The sequence below is a fragment of the Planctomycetaceae bacterium genome (genome assembly GCA_021371795.1).
Lineage (GTDB): Bacteria > Planctomycetota > Phycisphaerae > Sedimentisphaerales > UBA12454 > UBA12454.
Genome location: JAJFVK010000006.1, coordinates 157,943 through 176,275, shown reverse-complemented (window position 1 = coordinate 176,275; position 18,333 = coordinate 157,943). Strand labels below are relative to the sequence as shown.

General features: G+C 36.0%; 17 protein-coding genes and 1 tRNA gene. 4 read left to right on the top strand and 14 right to left on the bottom strand.

Annotation, left to right across the window (positions count from 1 at the left end; translation table 11 throughout):
- Positions 1-49: 49 nt before the first annotated feature.
- The 6 genes from tnpB to LLF92_03370 all read right to left on the bottom strand — a co-directional run bounded on the left by tnpB (position 50) and on the right by LLF92_03370 (position 3,657).
- Positions 50-406 (bottom strand): IS66 family insertion sequence element accessory protein TnpB, encoded by a 357-nt coding sequence (tnpB, locus tag LLF92_03395; protein MCE5340155.1) that lies wholly within the window; start codon positions 404-406, stop codon positions 50-52.
- Positions 400-753, bottom strand: a complete 354-nt coding sequence (locus LLF92_03390) for a hypothetical protein (GenBank protein MCE5340154.1) — start codon at positions 751-753, stop codon at positions 400-402. The genes tnpB and LLF92_03390 overlap by 7 nt, the downstream gene beginning before the upstream one ends.
- A 33-nt stretch (positions 754-786) precedes the next feature.
- Positions 787-1,017: a hypothetical protein gene (locus tag LLF92_03385; GenBank protein MCE5340153.1), complete on the bottom strand. Its 231-nt coding sequence runs from the start codon at positions 1,015-1,017 to the stop codon at positions 787-789.
- A gap of 598 nt (positions 1,018-1,615) precedes the next feature.
- The gene (locus LLF92_03380; protein MCE5340152.1) at positions 1,616-2,410 is read right to left on the bottom strand and encodes a hypothetical protein; all 795 of its coding nucleotides are present in this window, start codon (positions 2,408-2,410) and stop codon (positions 1,616-1,618) included.
- Complete coding sequence (locus tag LLF92_03375) at positions 2,397-3,269, bottom strand: hypothetical protein (protein MCE5340151.1); 873 nt, start codon at positions 3,267-3,269, stop codon at positions 2,397-2,399. The genes LLF92_03380 and LLF92_03375 overlap by 14 nt, the downstream gene beginning before the upstream one ends.
- Positions 3,262-3,657 (bottom strand): hypothetical protein, encoded by a 396-nt coding sequence (locus LLF92_03370; GenBank protein MCE5340150.1) that lies wholly within the window; start codon positions 3,655-3,657, stop codon positions 3,262-3,264. The genes LLF92_03375 and LLF92_03370 overlap by 8 nt, the downstream gene beginning before the upstream one ends.
- A 449-nt stretch (positions 3,658-4,106) precedes the next feature.
- Between LLF92_03370 and LLF92_03365 the strand changes: the two genes are divergently transcribed.
- Positions 4,107-4,901, top strand: a complete 795-nt coding sequence (locus tag LLF92_03365) for a hypothetical protein (protein MCE5340149.1) — start codon at positions 4,107-4,109, stop codon at positions 4,899-4,901.
- On the opposite strand, the gene LLF92_03360 is transcribed toward LLF92_03365, so the two are convergent.
- Complete coding sequence (locus tag LLF92_03360; GenBank protein ID MCE5340148.1) at positions 4,864-5,664, bottom strand: hypothetical protein; 801 nt, start codon at positions 5,662-5,664, stop codon at positions 4,864-4,866. The two genes, LLF92_03365 and LLF92_03360, sit on opposite strands and share 38 nt — an antisense overlap.
- Before the next feature lie 374 nt (positions 5,665-6,038).
- On the opposite strand from LLF92_03360, the gene LLF92_03355 reads away from it, so the two are divergent.
- The 3 genes from LLF92_03355 to LLF92_03345 all read left to right on the top strand — a co-directional run bounded on the left by LLF92_03355 (position 6,039) and on the right by LLF92_03345 (position 10,010).
- The gene (locus tag LLF92_03355) at positions 6,039-6,806 is read left to right on the top strand and encodes a toprim domain-containing protein (GenBank protein MCE5340147.1); all 768 of its coding nucleotides are present in this window, start codon (positions 6,039-6,041) and stop codon (positions 6,804-6,806) included.
- Entirely contained in the window at positions 6,806-8,242 is a 1,437-nt protein-coding gene (locus tag LLF92_03350; GenBank protein MCE5340146.1) for a phage/plasmid primase, P4 family, read from the top strand. Before LLF92_03355 ends, LLF92_03350 begins: the two co-directional genes overlap by 1 nt.
- Positions 8,243-8,843: 601 nt before the next feature.
- The gene (locus tag LLF92_03345; protein MCE5340145.1) at positions 8,844-10,010 is read left to right on the top strand and encodes a site-specific integrase; all 1,167 of its coding nucleotides are present in this window, start codon (positions 8,844-8,846) and stop codon (positions 10,008-10,010) included.
- 88 nt (positions 10,011-10,098) lie between these two features.
- On the opposite strand, the gene LLF92_03340 is transcribed toward LLF92_03345, so the two are convergent.
- From LLF92_03340 to LLF92_03310, 7 genes are all read right to left on the bottom strand, one after another.
- Positions 10,099-10,863 (bottom strand): hypothetical protein, encoded by a 765-nt coding sequence (locus LLF92_03340; protein ID MCE5340144.1) that lies wholly within the window; start codon positions 10,861-10,863, stop codon positions 10,099-10,101.
- A gap of 158 nt (positions 10,864-11,021) precedes the next feature.
- Positions 11,022-14,603, bottom strand: a complete 3,582-nt coding sequence (locus LLF92_03335; GenBank protein ID MCE5340143.1) for a tetratricopeptide repeat protein — start codon at positions 14,601-14,603, stop codon at positions 11,022-11,024.
- The gene (locus LLF92_03330) at positions 14,603-15,751 is read right to left on the bottom strand and encodes a hypothetical protein (protein ID MCE5340142.1); all 1,149 of its coding nucleotides are present in this window, start codon (positions 15,749-15,751) and stop codon (positions 14,603-14,605) included. The genes LLF92_03335 and LLF92_03330 overlap by 1 nt, the downstream gene beginning before the upstream one ends.
- A gap of 482 nt (positions 15,752-16,233) precedes the next feature.
- Positions 16,234-16,307: transfer RNA gene (locus tag LLF92_03325), tRNA-Met, on the bottom strand.
- A gap of 41 nt (positions 16,308-16,348) precedes the next feature.
- Positions 16,349-16,756 carry an HIT family protein gene (locus LLF92_03320; GenBank protein ID MCE5340141.1) on the bottom strand — a complete coding sequence of 136 codons (408 nt, stop codon included), beginning with the start codon at positions 16,754-16,756 and terminating at the stop codon, positions 16,349-16,351.
- Between the two features lie 41 nt (positions 16,757-16,797).
- Entirely contained in the window at positions 16,798-17,271 is a 474-nt protein-coding gene (gene rplQ / locus LLF92_03315) for a 50S ribosomal protein L17 (protein ID MCE5340140.1), read from the bottom strand.
- A 40-nt stretch (positions 17,272-17,311) separates the two neighbouring features.
- Positions 17,312-18,313, bottom strand: coding sequence for a DNA-directed RNA polymerase subunit alpha (locus LLF92_03310; protein MCE5340139.1), 1,002 nt, complete (start codon positions 18,311-18,313; stop codon positions 17,312-17,314).
- Between the last annotated feature and the right edge of the window lie 20 nt (positions 18,314-18,333).

Here is an 18,333-nt window from a genome sequence, read left to right as displayed (position 1 = left end):
AGAATAATTTAAAAAATTATTCCTATTTTCAATAACTCAGAACTAAAAACTAAGAACTCAAAACTCTTTGATAGCGTTTGCGTCTTCTCGTTTTGAATAAATCAATACCTTCAAGTATCCAGGTAAGTTTGGCGACATCAACTTCGATAGAGGGTTTGTTTTCACAAGGCAGCTTTTCATAAGTTCCTTCCTCCAGTCGTTTGTACCAGATGACAAAACCGGTTCTGTCCCAGAAAAGAATTTTGCACTTATCGCCTTCCTTGTTGAAAAATACAAACAGATGTCCGCTGAATGGGTCTTGGAGCATAAAACTTTCCGTAAGCATCGAAAGTCTGTTAAATCCTGAACGCATATCGGCAGGCTGCGAGTAGATGAATATCTTTACCGATGATGGAAGCGTTAGCATAAGTTCGTCTGATGTAAAACTGAAATAATGGTAGTTAATGTTTTGGCGTCAATACCAGCAGGAATCTTTAGAACACTGCCGGATGTCAGCAAAAGTTCTATGGCAGCAGAATTATTCTGTGGAATTGTAACCTCTATAAATTCTGATTCCGAAAACTTTGGTTTATCATGCTTATTTTCATTATTGCCGCCACAAGTAAGTTTTTCCCGCCAGCTATAAAACGATGCTTCTGTTATTTTTTCATTGGCACAGAATTGCCGTACGGAAAGACCGCTGGATTTCCAGGTTTCGATTGCCATCTGCCAGAACTGCTGTTGGTCTGTATCAGATTTTTGTTCCATGCTCATGATATGCTCCAATTAAATCATGAGGTACATTATTCACTTTTCAAAGAACTCTGCAAGATGCACTTGGCCGGAATGATACAGTATTACCGGCAGATGCAATTTGCTTGCGACATGAAGGTCGCCAAGTGAAAGCTCGTATTCGATTCTTTTTTTCTTGGAATTGGCAACTTTGAGGTCGCTTGTTTTAAGCGACTTCTGCATTTGCCTGTTGCCGCAATAATAGCTAAGCCAGTATTTATCTTTTCTTTTGTAAAGACAAGCCATAACAGCCTTCCTTCCACGCTTAACTTAAAGCATATCAGAAGTTGTCTTTGGCAGGATTTTTTTGGGCTTACAGGCGGGTGATTGACGGCTGATTTCACTAAAAATAGTTACAATTTAGTTACACCGGCCAAAAAACAAAAAAAGGCAGCTGCAACTAAGTCGTTGCGACTGCCTTATTTACGTCAATAGCGGGGGCAGGATTCGAACCTACGACCTCCGGGTTATGAGCCGCAACCGGTCTTGAGTCGTATTTCCTTATCTGTATTACACTTATGATTTTACGAGTGATTTTGAAAGTGGCAAAATGCGGCAAATTGAGGCAAACTAGGACATACCGGCAAGCCTAGGACAAGCGAAAATTTGAGCCAATTAGGTTGCTATAGTACCTTGTAAAAAGTCATCCTATCCATCATATCCTGCTGGTGTCTGTTTATCCAACCTGCAAGTATTACCAACAGCATTGTCCAAGGTTAAGTCTTCGTAATCTAATCAATTCCGTTTTGAAAACTCGGCATTATAATAAAAACCTGTACCAAAAAAAGACTTTTCGAAAAATCATAAGTCCTTCAATAAAAACATTTTAAGCTCGAATGACTTTTTACATACTACGCGGACAATTTAATACTTGATTCTCATCTTTTGCATTAATGCATTTTGAAGCTATCTGTTCTCGTAAAGTTAATAGCATGGCTAATCTGGAAAGAGAAATCCCAATGCAAGCAGTTATTATGTTTTCTCCCAATAGTATTCCTATTGCATTTTTGAATGTACAATAATGGACATGAGAACCACACACTTCTATCCTACGACCATCAGCAACAACCTCCAAATCAACAACTTCTTCTTTTCCGCCAAAGGATTCATCTGGCTTAAATACAATCTCAGAATAATTTGGTAACACCAGATTTTTTAAAAAATTCAATAACATATCACGAAAAGATTTAATTTTTATAACGGAACCGACCAAAAAAATCTCAATGCGCCTAAATTCATCAAATCTAAAAATATCATTAGTTTCTTCATAACGATAAGAAAAACCACTATTATCGTAAAACACTTGTGGATCACAATCATTAGAATATTTAAGCAATTGGCCTAATACTTTATAAACTGGTTCACATTGCCAATGGGCAAGATAACCAACAAATTGTCCTGTTTTCGTATAAACACTCAATTGTTCTTTGTCCCATTCTTTATAAAATCGCGGGTTACACTGCTCTAGTCTTTGCACATCAACTGACGAAATAATTTTAGGAACTATTATCTCCAGAGCTTTTTGTTGCGAAAGAAAATCAACAATTTCTTTTTCGACATATCTAAAATACTTAACATAAGCAGGAAGATAAATAGCAGTACCATTGTTATATTGAATATAGAAATCATTTTGAGCCATAATACTTTCCCCGAAATTTTCTTATTATTGTTAAAGGTTCTTCCTTTACGCCTGTTGTAAGCGATGCAAGTTCACTAACTTGTTCTCGATATTGTTTAGATAAAGAATTTTCATTTAATTTTGAAATATCAAAACGGTAAGAAAACGGATCATCCTCACAATCAGTCCCCAAGGTTTGCCCACAAGCAAAATGACTTATAGTAGGAAAAGTGATCAGAACTGGAGGTATATGATTATAACTTTCTATTCCTAAAGCTTGACACAAAGTCATTCGATCTCTAGCTTGCCTCCATATCTCTTTTTCCCCCCCCCCAAAAAACACAAATTGAGGTTTTAGTATAGATTCATAAAGAATTCCAAATAAACAATCAACAAATTGTGATAATGCTATTAGGGATTGGCCATTTTCAGATTTTATGTTTAGTTGTGCTTGATTTGACATAGCACAAAAAAAAGGCAATGACACTTTATGAATCGCCGAAATTTTCCATAGCACAGATTCAGGTATAAATTCAATGCAATCCTGTTTGATTCCATCATATTTCATGAATGCATCATAGAGCCAATCCATCGCATTCTTTGCGTCACTTTCATTTTTTATACTTCTTGAAAGTTGACCACAGATAATAGTTCTATCATAAAAAACTATCGTTACATAGAAACCGTATTTATGTAAAACGCATATGCGTTGCAACAGTGAATAATGTATAACATTTAAACATTGATGAGGCCGCAAATTAACTAGAACAAGCGGCTTTTTTATTTTATTAAGCACTTGGACATCATTAATGCCATTAGGAATTAAGGTTGTCCCATAAAGCAACTTATCCAAATCTTTTATCTGTCGAATCTTATTCATTTTTAGAGGAGTCAATACATTCAAATTCAATAATACCGAACTCATGTTTCTTAATTTCAACAGCAGTACTTGCCATCTCCACCAATTTACTTGGTTTCCCAAGTTTAATTTTTTTCGCAACCACTACGTTTGCAAGTGTATGTTGACCAGTTCTTTTAACAGGAACCTTAAGAAACGTCACCGTAAAAAAACCTAAGGCACCTATTACAAGCTCTACAACAAATATTTCAAATAGTTTGTATTGCTGATCCTCATGCACTAATTTAACCCATCCAACAAGAGAAGCTATTGTTATAATTACGATTGCAACAAAAGCAATCATAAGGGTATATCCAATAGTAATTTGGATGTATCTAATATGATTTTGATAACCCATTTTTAATCTCATATCTCTTAATTTTTAAATTATGATAACCACTCGGTAGAATCATATTAAATAGGTTTATTACACAAGTCAAAGATTATCTCTAACAACAAGACCAATATCCTATACATAAGACCTCCCAACATACATTTTGAGACAACAAAACCATAAAAAAATCCCTTGCCATTATTTAACCCTGACGCTAAACTGGACGCAAATGAACCAGAATTTTGTCCATTTTAAGTCTTGAAAGGAAATTTTTCGTAAAATCTTAAAATCTGAATGATACGTGAGTATCAGGTTAACTGTTTCGTCGAAAACACCACATTAGCCTTCGGGCTTTTAATCACAGAAGCGGTACTTGAGCCATGTTCCCAAAACGGGAGCGTCGGCCTTGTGCTGTTCTGTGATACCCTGTGGTGGGGTTCGACGAGCGGTCTTGGTTTGACGCTCTCTTTTTTTAGGAACATGGCATGAAAAAATTATCCACTCAATTGGTACAAAGATTCAAAGACATATCAATGTTTGAGAAAATCCCCTCATGGGCTTGGCAGTTCAATCCACCAATACCGCTTATCGGTGAAAAATATAAACCCGGAAAAAGCATACTCATTTATGCCAGTGCCGAAAACTTATCGTGGCTGCACAACTCGAAAACCCCTTCTCGTTTTTCTGAAAAAGAAACAGCATGGAACCGCTATCGAATTTGTTATGAAGAGCAAGGCCAGAACTCAACCACTCCCTTTCCAAATGTTGGAATTCAGCCTATGACCGATGGTGGCTTGTTTGCAGCATCATTGTTCTTGGCAGAACGAAATGGCTTGCCAATATATAAAACACCGCGTACTTTTTTGGAAACACTGGCCGTTTCAAACTGGTGCAAGTTCAGTATAAAAAACCGAAACAATCGCGACTACATCAACAATATCAAAAGGCTTACGGTCAGCCTGCCGTTTGTTATTGCAGAATTGGTTTTACTTCAACCCAAAATCGTTCTTATACCTTTTCAGATATGGAACCATCCCATTTTGAACGCTGCTATGAGAGGTGCTTCACCAAAAACTCACTTTTTACCGGTACCACAATTCAACGCCTTTGTAGTAAACTTCCACATGAAAAAATACCGCCGCCCTGCCGTCCGGTTAAAGAACAAATGGGCAGGTACCACGCTTGCGGTTTGGATGGAAAATTTGAAACATATAAACCAAGAAAATGCTTGGCGTTATATCGCTATGCTTGCATCAATTTTGCAAACGGCCCATCCTTAATATCTGGGCAAACTGCGTTACAGAGACTATCAATAGTTGCTACATCCCATCTGCGTAAACTCATTTGCCAGTCTATCGAATGAGAAATTTGAATAAGATAATATAGTTTAAATCTTGAATAACCAGACAACAGAAGACAATCTAAAATTCTTGCTTGAGTCTTGGTGTCTTTATAAAAATTGAGTTCGAGAAAAGAAGTTGCCAGCAACTGCCAACTTCTTTTTGTTTTCTCACACCTACTCTTGAGTTTTCTGTGCTTGATAACAGTTTCTGCGTTGATATTTAATCGCTTTCCAACAATTTCATAAGCCAGAGTAGATGGAGGTGTGCTACTTGATGAATTTTTGGGTATGCTTCTTCCAAGAGATACTAAACAATCTTTATCATACACTGGCAATGGAAAAGGAACAAGAATCTTTAGTGAAGAACCTTTGGAATCCACAATTTCATGCTCAATGGTTAAATCTTCTAAACTATTATTTCTCAAATCTTTTCGGGCTTGTTTAACTGCTTCATAACAAAGATCATATTCATCCTGTGTAATCTCGTGTGGGATTGTTTCTCGCGAAAGTGCTTTATCTTTACCTTTTTTATAGATCGGATTTTCTATCCCTAAGATATATCTTCTATAGCTCAACAACTTTTTATACGTTTTGGCCAATTTATCCTTATCAGCTTCTGCCCATGATTTATATATCTCTGATATTGCCTGAAACTCAAATCTAATCAGTCGTTCATCAATTTTTTTATAATTGATATTCATAGATACTCCTAATTTTAAGGTAACGCCACCTGATATCGTTACCATGTTCACAAAAACATTATAACCTATAATGCTATTAACTTCAAAAGTTATAAACAAATTGGTTATTAACAAACATGAACAAAAAGTTAGAAGATAAAAATTTTGATTTTTATATCGACCTCCGTGAACTAACTCGACGCCTGAGTTGTTCACCAAGAACGGTGCGAGATTATATTTCTGACATAGACAATCCCCTGCCTGCCTACAAGGTGCGCGGCAAACTTTTATTTTATTGGCCAGAAATACAGGCTTGGATTTCATCCCACAAAGTCCAAACTATCAATGTGGATACAGTAGTTGAAAATTTAATATCCAAATTATAAAGGAAAAAAATGGAAACAGAAACTCAAAAAAAACTTTGGTGGCTGCAAGAGATGGGGCTTGAGGTGTTGGATAATTCGAGTACTGAGTGGACGTGTGTCTGCCCATTTTGCGAAGACGCGCACAAACACTTTTACTTAAACAGTAACGACATTCTTTACGACTGCAAAAAGTGCAGTGCAAAGGGTAACTATCTAACACTTATGAGCAAGTTTGCTTCAATTTTGGCAAAGGACTTTGACGACAAATCGCTCGCTCGATTAGCCAGAGACAGAAAATTGCCGACTGAGGCTTTCGCTGACTATGACTTTGGCTGGACAGGTAATTTTTATACTTTACCTGTTCGGGATGCAAAGAGGAAAATCAACAACATCCTGAGATATAAAATTGGTGGCAAATTGCTTTCCGCTCCGGGATGCAAAATGGGTCTCTTCGGTGCACAGCAATTATCAAACACTCATAGAAAAGCGGAACCAGTATATATATTTGAAGGGCCTTGGGACGCTATCGCTTTTGAATGGTTACGTTGCAAAGCTAAGCAACAAGGCATTATCACAGCAGTTATGGGTGCTGGTAATTTACCCAATGAATTCCTCAAATTTTTCCAAGACTGCATAATATTTATAGCTCAAGACAATGACCAAGCGGGAACGAATGGCGAAAACCGAATCGCAAATAAGCTTATTGGCATTGCCAAAGAACTTAAATTTTTTAAATGGGACAAAGACGAAGAGCAGGGAAAAGATATCAGAGATTTAATTATTGAAGGACTTTTATAATGGCCAAAACAAAACTGAAATTTAGAAAAAATGCAAATCCTCATGAGAAACTTTGGAAATCATTACATGAAAGTTTTGTAGACAAATCATCATTAACAGAAGAAGCAACTGAATCAAATACTGATGGCTCTTCTTGTTATGAATATTTTCCTGAAGATAGGTCTTTTCATCCACATAAACTTGTGGAAACGATTAAGCAAAGATTTAGTCCAATTGTTTTTGTCAAAGGCGTTTTTTACCATTTTATAACACAGGGTTTTTGGAAAGAACTTGATAGCTTTGAAATCGGCAAATTTGCAGCGGGTGAATTAGGTGTTAAAGCGAAGGCCAAATATGTTGACGAGACATTAAAACTTCTAATGTACTCTATTTCAGTCAACCATGAAGATTTCAAACAAACACCCGGATACATCAATCTACTTAACGGTATGTTGGAAATTGATACAGGGGAATTAAAAAAACATGCCCCTGAATTTTATAGTAAAAATCAATTGCCATATTCATTTGCCCCAGAAGCAAAATGTCTAAAATGGCATAGGTTTTTAAAAGATATTTTTGCTGATGACAAAGACAAGATTATCACCCTTCAACAGTGGTTTGGATATTGTCTTACCACCGAAACCTTTCTCCAGCAATTCATGATTTTCAAGGGGTGTGGTGCTAACGGCAAAAGCGTAACCCTTTCAATACTGAGTGAGCTTGTTGGCAAAGAAAATATATGTGCAATATCTTTGACACAAATGGGAAAAGATTTTGTTCTGGTAACATTAAAAGATAAGTTAGTCAATGTGTGCGGTGAAATTAATACGAGCAAACTTCTCGATTCAAATATACTGAAGTTGTTAACTGGTGATGATTCTATTACCGTAGATGTCAAATATAAGACACCAGTTACATTTAAACCAATTGCAAAACATATTTTTTCAGTAAATGAATTGCCGAAATTCAATGACAAAACGCAGGCACTTAGAAGACGAGCAGTTTTTTTGACATTTGAACAAACTTTTCTGGGAGATAAGTGTAATAAAAATCTCACACAGGAATTGACCCAAGAATTACCCGGTATATTTAACTGGGCACTGGAAGGTTGGAGAAAACTCGAAACAACAAAGAAACTTTTCGAAGCCCCTTCTTGTGTTGAATATAGGGAACGATTCGCAGAAGCGTTAAACCCTGTGCTTGCCTTTGTCAATCGTGCATGTCGTTTAGACGATAAATCAAAAATCAAACGTTCTGAAATTTTTGCTGAATATGAATATTGGCATTCTAAAAACATCGGAGAACATCCTCTATCACGACCTAATTTTTATGAACGTCTTCGAGACGATTTCCCTGAAATTGAAGAAATTCGCATTAACGGAGTCGATTATTTCAAAGGCATCACTGTTCTGGAAAAACTAAAAAAAATAAACCTATTTAAAAACAGGGGGAATTAAGGGAAGCGATAAATGTAAACCTTTGTGTCATTACTCTTAATTAATTACTTACTTAATTAGGGTTCTCCTTCACGCAATGGTTTATCGAAAAGGCTTCCCCCGCTTCCCCCTAAGCTCTTTGATAATAACTATTTTGGCTGTTCACGTCGGGCAATAAACCGGTCGGTCAATGTATGTTAATTCGATTTGTACAATTAGATTAGAAAATGAAAAGATTACCAAAGCTTGCCGTAGGCTTGTTTTAATGTCTGTGCGGCAACACCTGTTTGATATGCGTAAAATGATGTTATAGACCAGAAGACATCAAAATAATGAGAAGGCTATGATTTCGAAAAGCTATACACCTGTTTTAATCGGCTCATTTTGATGTGGTAATTGATTGTAATGTAATGCCAAGCATCAGTTTAAAATCAACAAGAACCAGAGAATTGATAGTTTTTGAAAATGGAAACGGAACATAAAAATATTTTTTTATACGTTAACCTAATTACTGGTGAGGAAATAAAGTTTATACATCCTTACCAAACAATAAATATGTTTTGTCATTTCGGAAATATTTGTTTAAACAAACAAAAAAGTTCGGAATGAATGGAGTGAAAATATGGGCGTTATTGTTAGACAAAAAATTCGAGGCCCTAAAATGCCGTGGTCAATTTTCATTTGCCAGAATGGAAAAATTAGACAGAAGACCATCGGCGATAAAAAGCTGGCAGATGCAATGGCAATTCGACTTCGCAGAAAACTCATACAGGGTGAATTACACTTGGATAATCAAAACAAATCGCCTGAGTTTTCCAGTTACGCTGACAGCTACATCCAGAGCTATGCTAAAACTACAACCAAGCAAAACACGTGGAAAGGCTACGAAAGCATAATCCGTCTGCACCTAAATCCTGTATGGAGAGGAAAACGGCTCGACGAGATAAAACGCTCAGATGTTAAACAGCTTCTATTACAAAAACAGCAAAATGGGGTCGCCCCTAAAACAGCAAAAAACATAAAAGCGCTAATATCCGGTCTTTTCACACACGCCGTTGAAAGTGAAATCATTTTAGCAAATCCTGCTTTACGGATGGGCAAATTCATAGAAAAAACCGACTGCAAAAAAGTTATGAAGTTCTTGACCAAAGAACAGGTTTCTACATTTCTTATAGCTGCCCAAAAAGAAGCTCCAGAGTATTATCCCCTTCTACTTTGTGCGTTTCGTACAGGAATGAGGCTTGGAGAGCTTTTAGGACTGGCTTTTGAAGATATTGACTTCAACGCAAACCAGATTACTGTAAGGCGTTCTTATACGCATGGACATTTTACCAGCCCAAAAAGTCATAAGACCCGCTATATTGATATGAGCAACCAATTACACCAAACTTTATATGCACACTACTCTTCTCTCGTTCAAAAATTTAGTGGGAGTTTGCCACGGTATGAGCTATCGGAAAAATTCAAACCGGATAATGTTATTAGGCTCGTTTTCCCTAATCGAACTGGTGAGCCTTTAGACGGCGATAACTTCCGAAATAGAATTTTCTATAAAATACTGGACAAAGCCGATGTACCGCGCATTCGATTTCACGACATCAGACACACCTTTGCAAGTCTGTTACTTCAACAGGGTGAATCGCTTCATTATGTTAAAGAGCAAATGGGACACGCCTCGATACAAACAACTGTTGATGTCTATGGTCATATCGTACCGGGTTCAAACAGGCAGGCTGTAAACAAACTTGATGAAGCGGTGCCGGTAATTGGGATTTCTAAAGCGATATAAGCTACCGAGCCTTTTTGGTGGCTCAGTTTATGGCTTTTAAACAGTCCGCCTGGGTTTTGTGATCGCAAGTCCTTTTCCGGGGTAGTCCTTATTTTGATCCTTCATAATCTCGATTAGAATAATGCATATTTATTCCTAATGATGCTATATAGTCTTTTTCTTCATTAAAGGATTTTGCGCGACATCTGATTCCTATATCAACTTCACTATTTTTCTGATTTGGCTGTTGAATTGGCAAACTCGACCCTGTTTTATATGGCTTTACTACCATGTGCATTAAGCCAGAATACACATCTTCTTGATATTTAAAATCTTTGGATATTTTCCCGAGATACTCAAACAGTGGTTTCCGAATGTCAGCAATTGCATACCCTTTTGGCAACACTTCCTGTTTAAATGGCAATTCAAATTCTAAAGGATTGACATTCTCGAGTGCGTCTTCAGGATGTATTTCACAATAAAACAACTTTGACGCAACATATATGGTGACACTTACTCCAGATATAGGAACTTTTGAAACATTCTCAATGTAAAGATTAATAGGTTGCTTTTTATATTTTTCAAACATACTTAAGTCAATTTCCGTATCACTCAATAGCATTCGCACTTCTGGAATCTCAAATCTACTTCCTAATGCTATTGAATTGCCCTGTTTGGCAATTTCATTCGCTTGTGTTGCTATCTCCATTGCTTTCTTTGACATTTCGTTAGCTTGTTCTGATATTTTGTTAGCTTGTTCCGACGTTTTGTTAGCTTGTTTTGTAGCCAAATATGGCACTAAGATGCTGATTACTATTGCAACCATAGACATGGATAACTCTAATTTCTTGATCTTGTATTGTTTGTCAGCCATAAAATATACCTCAATTTAAAACCGCAATTGTTTTCTAATTATTAATTTTACACACAATTTCTCATGTCCTTTTCCGGGGCATTATTCTTTATCTTCAATTTAGATTATTATCCTTTTTTTAAGCATTCATCATTACTATTTTGTAATAACAATTCATTTCACTTAGTTATTTTTTTAGGTTCATAGCTAACATCAAAAACTTCAAGAATAGATGCCCTTCTAAACTTTTTTAGTTTTTTCTCTGAATAAGAGTCACGTGTAAAATGTGCAACAATCTCATTAATTAATTGCAGAATCAAGCATATTATATTTCTATTGTCTGGATATTTTTTATGATCCGAACTGGCGATATAATTACTTCCTACTAAAATAGGTGTAAACTTTCCATCACGATATTCATCTTTTACAAATCCAGAAATCACAATAGGAAAATCTTTTTCAAAATTAGGCATTGGAGTATCATGCTTTCGACATTCATTTTCATCAAGAGTTTGAAAGATTAATCCGAGTCTCTTCCACCCATGAATACTAATTAATTCCTCAAGATTTTTCTTTAATCTTAATGTAAGAATAGCAACTAATGCTGCTGCTATACGTTCATTTATTGTATTACCTGAACGAATATCTACAATTGGAGCATTCTGTACATCAAAGCACACTAACCACTGATCATCAAGCCATTTTCCATGCCTAAAAGAAATTGCTATATCTATTTCATTGAGTTTTTCAAAAATGCAAGTAAGATGTTTTTCTCCTATGCTAATGGGAATTTGTTCTATAGCTATTGCTATGGCTGTAATGCAATGGTCGTATTTTTCTTTTTTGTATATCGAAATCAAATGCTCTATTAATATTAGATAATTATTTTCAATACTAGAACCAAATAGCTTTAAAATTGCAGTAAGGTTTCTCACTAAACCGAATAAGTCAGATTTGGATAATTTCTCAGAAATACACTTAAGCGAATTTTGTAGTACAAAATTAACATCTAACCATTTCTGGAATTTATCATCCCATTTTAATAACTCTTCCAAAATGGAATTCACAAAAGCTGAAAATTCTGGCATAGAAAACAACAACAAAGCTTCATTAACTTTTTCTATAGTAAGAAACCTATCAAAATGTTTTTTACAAATATCAATCAATTCTCCATAAGAATTAAAAGCATCTTTTTTCAATCCAGCAGATAAATAATATTTAATTGAGTCTTGATAAAGAGCAATAGACTTTTTCCAATCAAAACCAGCAAATTTAAGAATCCTTTCAGCTTGTTTACAACTCTCGGATGCAAGTTCATAGGCGTTATCTATTTCTTTCCATATTTGTATTGATTCATACCCATATCTAATTGCAGAGCCTCCGTCATCCTCATCTCCACAAACCTCAGCAAGTCTTCCTTTTGCATGTGCAACATGAGATTTAGACTTAATTTTAATGCCGATATCAAGTACTTTTTCATGACAATCTTTCGCGTCGGATATTTTACCTTGGTCTCTAAAAACATTTCCTAAATTTCCATAGTTTATAGCAACCAAATCTAAAACGTTTAACTCTTTTGCTAATGAAATAGATTTTCTGGCCGCTTCTTCCGCTTTATCATAAAGTTTTTTTCGGCGATAATATGCAGTCAGACCGTTTTGAGCACCTGCTTCAAGCCTCGGACTATCAATTTTTTTTGCAAACCTTTGGATTTCCCTGCAATTTTTGAGAATTTTGTCGTATTTATTTGTTGCCATATAAACAATATTTATATTTTGTAAACATGCGGCCACGCCAATATCATCACCTATAGTTTCATGAAGTTCTTTTGCTTTTAGACATTCGGATTCAACTTTGTCTATTAATCCCAATTTTTGATACGCATAAGATAAATTTGTATGAATTACAGCTTCCTCGTGAATTAATCCTTTATCGTGAAAATGGGTGGCAAGTTTTTGGAGCATATCAATTGCTTCACGTCCGCGACCTAAATTTACAAGAAAAGTAGCTTTAATTGAATTAAGAATCTTTACCCAATCATTTCGTTTCGCTTTCGCAAATATTTTTTCTGCAAGTAATAATGTGTTTAAACCTGCAAGTTCCCCAAACTGATCTCTTTTCAATAACGCAGCATTATACAGGGCATAACCAAGTCTGAATAGCTCTTCTTTTCTTCGAGAAATTAAAATGTCCTCTGTGAACAACTTACGGGCAATACGAATAAATCCAGACAGATAAGCATTCAATTCTGCGTTTGGCAAATCAGAATATACCTTTTCCCCATCACCAGCACAAACTACATGGTAAATTTTTAAGTGTACTTCATACAGTTCATTATAGATTTCAGAAATTGCAATATGAATACCGGAGGAAACACCGGAACTTGTAAGTTTCTGAGAAACGTATTCGCTAAAAGCAGGGTGCAAAATTGAAACCATATCTTTTTTATAAGCAATAAGGAAATCTATATTTTTTAGTTCATTACTTAAAGCAATGGGTGTAATAGTTTGCTTTCTATATTTAGAAAGAATTATTGCAATTTTATCAATATTCAAAATTGTTTCAGAAATTGACAAAACAGCTAGAATTTCTTGTGACTGTGGGGATAATTGAGCATAAATCTGTTCATGATATGATTCTAAAGAGTCTGCTGGTTTTTGATTAGAATTATTGCAATAATATGCTAGATATTGTGGATTACCCCTTGATTTTTCAATAGCTTCATTCTGAAATATTTTATTGGGATGTGTAACAATATTTGAGATATACTCTTTGGATTCCTCGGTCGTAAACCCAGTGCACTTAACAGAAACTGCATCAAAATCAGAAATACATTTACGACCAGAGAAAATAACTTTCGATTTTCCTATTTCCAAACCAAACAAATATTTTGCCACTTCAGGGTTTTGATCAACATCATCTATCATCAATAATACTTGATTAACTCTTAAGAGTTGTTCATATTTTCTTGACGTATCCTCGATAGATGTATGTTTATAACTACTGTGCCCTAATATGTTTAATATCTTATTTGTGATATACCCTAATACGTTTGATAATGACCGATTACGAAGTGAGATATAAATAGCATTTTGTTTTTTTGCGGTCAACAACAAGGCAACCGTTTTGCCACAACCTTGCTCCCCATAAAGATATACTTTATTATTATTTTCTATCGTAGAACTTAGTTCATTACGATAGAATAATGTTTCAATTATATACTTTGAGTTATATCTTTCTATTAAATCACTAGCATAATCAGGTATTTTTTCATAGCTTTCTGAACCAGCGAAAATACACTCAAATGCAAAAGTGTTAAGAGATGTTATGACTTTTTTATAAAGTTCTTCTGCATTATCAAATAATGTTGCAGTTTCATCATAAACTTCGTTTTTTATTAATTCGGTTAAACGACTATCCCTTTTTTCTGAATTTAGAATAAATGCAAAACGTCGTTTGTTAATGCTTTTGGCTACAAGTAATTCGTCATGTATGCCAGAAATTTCCATACCGTTTTCTTCATCAACCCAGCCATATTCATTGCCATAAATTCCTATGAATATTTGTGACTGCTCAATCCCAGCTAAATATACATCTCTTGCTGGATGAGGCCTTGACATACTTTCAAATAAAAATGTATTAAACTTTAATTCAGCTTTAATTAGCCTAGCTAATTCTTTTCTTTCTTGCGAAAAAACACCTATTTGGCTACTGATAAAAACCATAGGTGTTTGATAAGGTGATATTATTGGGATATCCACTATAAATATCCTTTTGATTTTAATTCTTGTTCAGGTTCTTTTTGAGAAGTTGGGCACACACAGGAATGTAGATATTTTATATCGTTCTTGATTTGCTTTTTTAAATCTTTAACGTCGAACTTGAAGGCTAGTATGGCACTTTCAGTCGCATCTTGTGTAGAATTCCTTAACTTCTGATATATTTGTATCATATCTACATTTTTGCCATAGCCATACGCAGGCCAGTTGCCTCTTACATAAAGATTACATGCAGCCTGTATGATCTGCCATTCGGAGTATCTATCTTTTAGCGTGTCTCTGATATTATTAAAAGACTGATTAAAAGATAATCGTGCAGTAGTCACAGTGTGAAAACGTTTTAACTGTCTTTCCCGAAAAGCTCCAACCTCTTCTGGTTTTGGTATCAATGGGACTAAAGGCTTTTCTTTCTTGCATTCTTTCTTCTCAATCTTGTCTATAGTATCAATAATGAACTGATCTTGTGGCTTAGTTACTATTGAATCTTTTTCCAAAAATTTAACATCTTTTTTTATAAAACCTTCTGAAAAACCTATTTGATCTTGGCTTATTGGTATATAGACAGAAGTACCTTCTGGATAGTCTTTGTACGATTCACTCTTTACCGGGCAAATTAAAACTTCATTGTTTTGAGCTATTTTTTTAAAAATTTTGAAGTTATTTGATAAAGGAAATCTGTGACTAACATACAGCGTCATACCAATTAGCAAAAAATCTCTTTCAGAATCTTCTCCAAAGGTTCTAATAAGAAGTTGCTCTGGGTTCACTCCCATCATTAGATAATAACTATTCTGTTTTTTGTTTTCTATAAAATAAATATCAACAGCCGATTCATTATTTGGAGGAACCATCCAAGACTTCATTAATTTAAAAAGTTTTTCTGCAAAATTAAATTGCTCAAAAACTATACCCGCCAAAGGTATGCCTATTCTTAGGTCTAATTTTGGTAAAACGGTATATGCCATTGCCATAGATTTAGATTTATTCCAGAGATTAACAAATTCTATGTTTGCAACCGACATTATTTGAGGGCGAATACCATAATCAAAACCAATTTTAGTTTCATTTATAGTATTTTGGGCTATGCTACTTTTTTTTAATCTCTTCTTATAGATATTTTTTTTTGCCATCAGGAATCAACTCCAAACCTAAACCACTTGTCAATGTTTTAAGTTTCCCTTAGAAAATTCAACATTATTTATCAAAGTTTCTGGGCGTAATGCCTCCTGCATATTTCCGGTGAATTTCACATTAAAGCAGATATTTTATACGACGATTCCCCTTTCATTGCAAGATAAGAACCGTATTTTCTGTTCAGAACCTATTTTCTTGCTTCAATATGTAAAAAACATCCGCAATTTTAGCCAAAACAAGCAGGCCTAACCAGCTCGATTTATAACAAGATAATTTCCGGGTGAGCCGATTGGTCGGGTTAAGGGAGGGCATCATACCAGCGTCGAGCAGGTGCATTGTAATATGAGGCAGCAAACTTTGACAACCGCTTTGCTCGGCAAGCCAAAACAAGCCTAGGACAAGCCTAAACCCAAAACCTCAACTTTTGCGCATAAAAAAAGCCAGTCGTAAGTGACTGACTTTACTTGAGTTATCAAAATAGCGGGGGCAGGATTCGAACCTACGACCTCCGGGTTATGAGCCCGACGAGCTACCAGACTGCTCTACCCCGCGATCATTTTATCAATATACCAAACCATTCTCCAAAACACAAATTATAGTTTGGTTTTAATTTGTTCCGCAATTTTCTCAACTTTACCAGCCGGATAGTTTTTAGCAGGCCATTGCGTAAAAACGCCATCGCCGGTAGTTCTCGGTATTATATGAAAATGTATATGCTCAACAAGCTGGCCGGATGCCCTGCCGTTATTACACAATACATTATAACCTTCAGCGTTCATCGCTCCAAATACCGCACCTGCAACTTTCGGCAAAACCGCACCAATTTTCCCTAACAATTCTGCGGGACATTCGTGAATTTTTGCGTAATGCCTTTTCGGTATTACAAGCGTATGGCCATCACTTAAAGGACCAATATCAAGAAATGCCAACACGTCTTTATCTTCGTAAATCTTCACAGATGGAATTAGACCTGCAACAATTTTACAAAAAATACAATCCATCAAAAATCCATTTTTGTCGATTTATCTAAAGATTGAAATTCTTACTCTTCTGTCTTTTCAGATTTAGAAGTTTTTTTCTTTGATGCCTTTTTCTTGCCGCTTTTTCCCGCTGCTTCAGGTTTACTTTCCTGACCAACCAGTTGTAGCAGCACCAGAGGGCTATTATCGCCAAGGCGTGTCTTTGCTAATTTAATAATTCTTGTATATCCACCGGCTCTGTCAAGATATCTTGGGCCGATTTCGCTGAAAAGTTTGCCAATCACGGTGCCTTTTTTCTTTACTTCGCCGTCAACTTCTTCAACGATATTGCGGTTGCCCAGCAATGCTATCGCGCGTCTTCTGGCCGCAAGGTCGCCCTTTTTGGCAAGCGTAATGAGTTTTTCCACAAAACTCTTTACGTGTTTTGCTTTCGGCATTGTTGTGCTTATTGTTTCATGCTCAAACAGTGAAGCTGCCAGATTTCTCCGCAATGCAACTCTGTGTGCGCTTGTTCTATTAAGTTGTCCACCTGCTATTCTATGACGCATAGCTCATTACCTCATATCTAATTTAAATTTATTCAACGTCCGTCATACCAAGAGACAAACCTATATCGGTGAGTTTGCGAACGATTTCACGCAAACTGGTTTTGCCAAAGCTGCGAAGCTTAAGCAGATCAGCTTCAGTCATTTTTACAAGCTGATATACTGACTCAATATGGCTTGCTTCAAGACAATTATTTGCCCTGACGGATAAATCAAGTTCCTGAATCGGCATTTTTAATTTTTCACTAAGCTGCTCGTCGACTTTCTTTTCTTCTTCGACCTGACCGCTTTCAGTTTCTTCAACTGTTTCATCGCCTAATTCAAAATACTGAACAAACGGATTGATGTGTTTGCGAAGTATTTTACCTGCTTCGACAAGAGCCATCTCCGGATTAATTGAACCATCGGTCCATATCTCAAGAATCAATCGGTCATAGTTCGTCTTTTGACCTACGCGGGTATCTTCAGTTTTGTACCTAACCCGAACTACCGGCGAATAAACTGCGTCAATTTCAACTTTACCGATTTCCTGTTCAAATCTGTCGGCTGCCGCCAGTCTTTCGTTTGCCGGCGAATATCCGCGGCCGCTTTCAACCGTCATTTCCATCGAGAATTTAATATTATCTGTCAAAGTCGCGATTACATGATCTTTGTTGATAATCTCAATAGTTGGATCACACTGAATTTGTCCTGCGGTGACAACGCCTGCCTTATCCGTGCTAATTTTCACAATTCTTGCTTCAGGACTGGTTTTCTTAATGACAAGTTTTTTTACATTAAGAATAATTTCCGTCATGTCTTCCTTAAGGCCGGACATTGTCGCGAATTCATGGTCAGCGCCCACGATTTTCACATTTGTTACAGCAGCGCCTTCCAGCGAAGACAGCAAAACACGTCTTAAGCTGTTTCCAATCGTTGTTCCGAAACCATGCTCGAACGGCTCGATGCGGAAAAGACCATAGCCATCTGTTGAAACCTGTTTATCAAGTTCAACACGCGTCGGAAGTTCCATTCCTCTCCAGGTTATTCTCATTATTGGCCTCCAAATTGGGC

Excerpts from the sequence above, each read along its gene's own strand:
- tnpB (MCE5340155.1), bottom strand. The coding sequence starts at position 406 with ATGCTAACGCTTCCATCATCGGTAAAGATATTCATCTACTCGCAGCCT.
- LLF92_03390 (MCE5340154.1), bottom strand. The coding sequence starts at position 753 with ATGAGCATGGAACAAAAATCTGATACAGACCAACAGCAGTTCTGGCAG.
- LLF92_03385 (MCE5340153.1), bottom strand. The coding sequence starts at position 1,017 with ATGGCTTGTCTTTACAAAAGAAAAGATAAATACTGGCTTAGCTATTAT.
- LLF92_03380 (MCE5340152.1), bottom strand. The coding sequence starts at position 2,410 with ATGGCTCAAAATGATTTCTATATTCAATATAACAATGGTACTGCTATT.
- LLF92_03375 (MCE5340151.1), bottom strand. The coding sequence starts at position 3,269 with ATGAATAAGATTCGACAGATAAAAGATTTGGATAAGTTGCTTTATGGG.
- LLF92_03370 (MCE5340150.1), bottom strand. The coding sequence starts at position 3,657 with ATGAGATTAAAAATGGGTTATCAAAATCATATTAGATACATCCAAATT.
- LLF92_03365 (MCE5340149.1), top strand. The coding sequence starts at position 4,107 with ATGAAAAAATTATCCACTCAATTGGTACAAAGATTCAAAGACATATCA.
- LLF92_03360 (MCE5340148.1), bottom strand. The coding sequence starts at position 5,664 with ATGAATATCAATTATAAAAAAATTGATGAACGACTGATTAGATTTGAG.
- LLF92_03355 (MCE5340147.1), top strand. The coding sequence starts at position 6,039 with ATGGAAACAGAAACTCAAAAAAAACTTTGGTGGCTGCAAGAGATGGGG.
- LLF92_03350 (MCE5340146.1), top strand. The coding sequence starts at position 6,806 with ATGGCCAAAACAAAACTGAAATTTAGAAAAAATGCAAATCCTCATGAG.
- LLF92_03345 (MCE5340145.1), top strand. The coding sequence starts at position 8,844 with ATGGGCGTTATTGTTAGACAAAAAATTCGAGGCCCTAAAATGCCGTGG.
- LLF92_03340 (MCE5340144.1), bottom strand. The coding sequence starts at position 10,863 with ATGGCTGACAAACAATACAAGATCAAGAAATTAGAGTTATCCATGTCT.
- LLF92_03330 (MCE5340142.1), bottom strand. The coding sequence starts at position 15,751 with ATGGCAAAAAAAAATATCTATAAGAAGAGATTAAAAAAAAGTAGCATA.
- LLF92_03320 (MCE5340141.1), bottom strand. The coding sequence starts at position 16,756 with ATGGATTGTATTTTTTGTAAAATTGTTGCAGGTCTAATTCCATCTGTG.
- LLF92_03310 (MCE5340139.1), bottom strand. The coding sequence starts at position 18,313 with ATGAGAATAACCTGGAGAGGAATGGAACTTCCGACGCGTGTTGAACTT.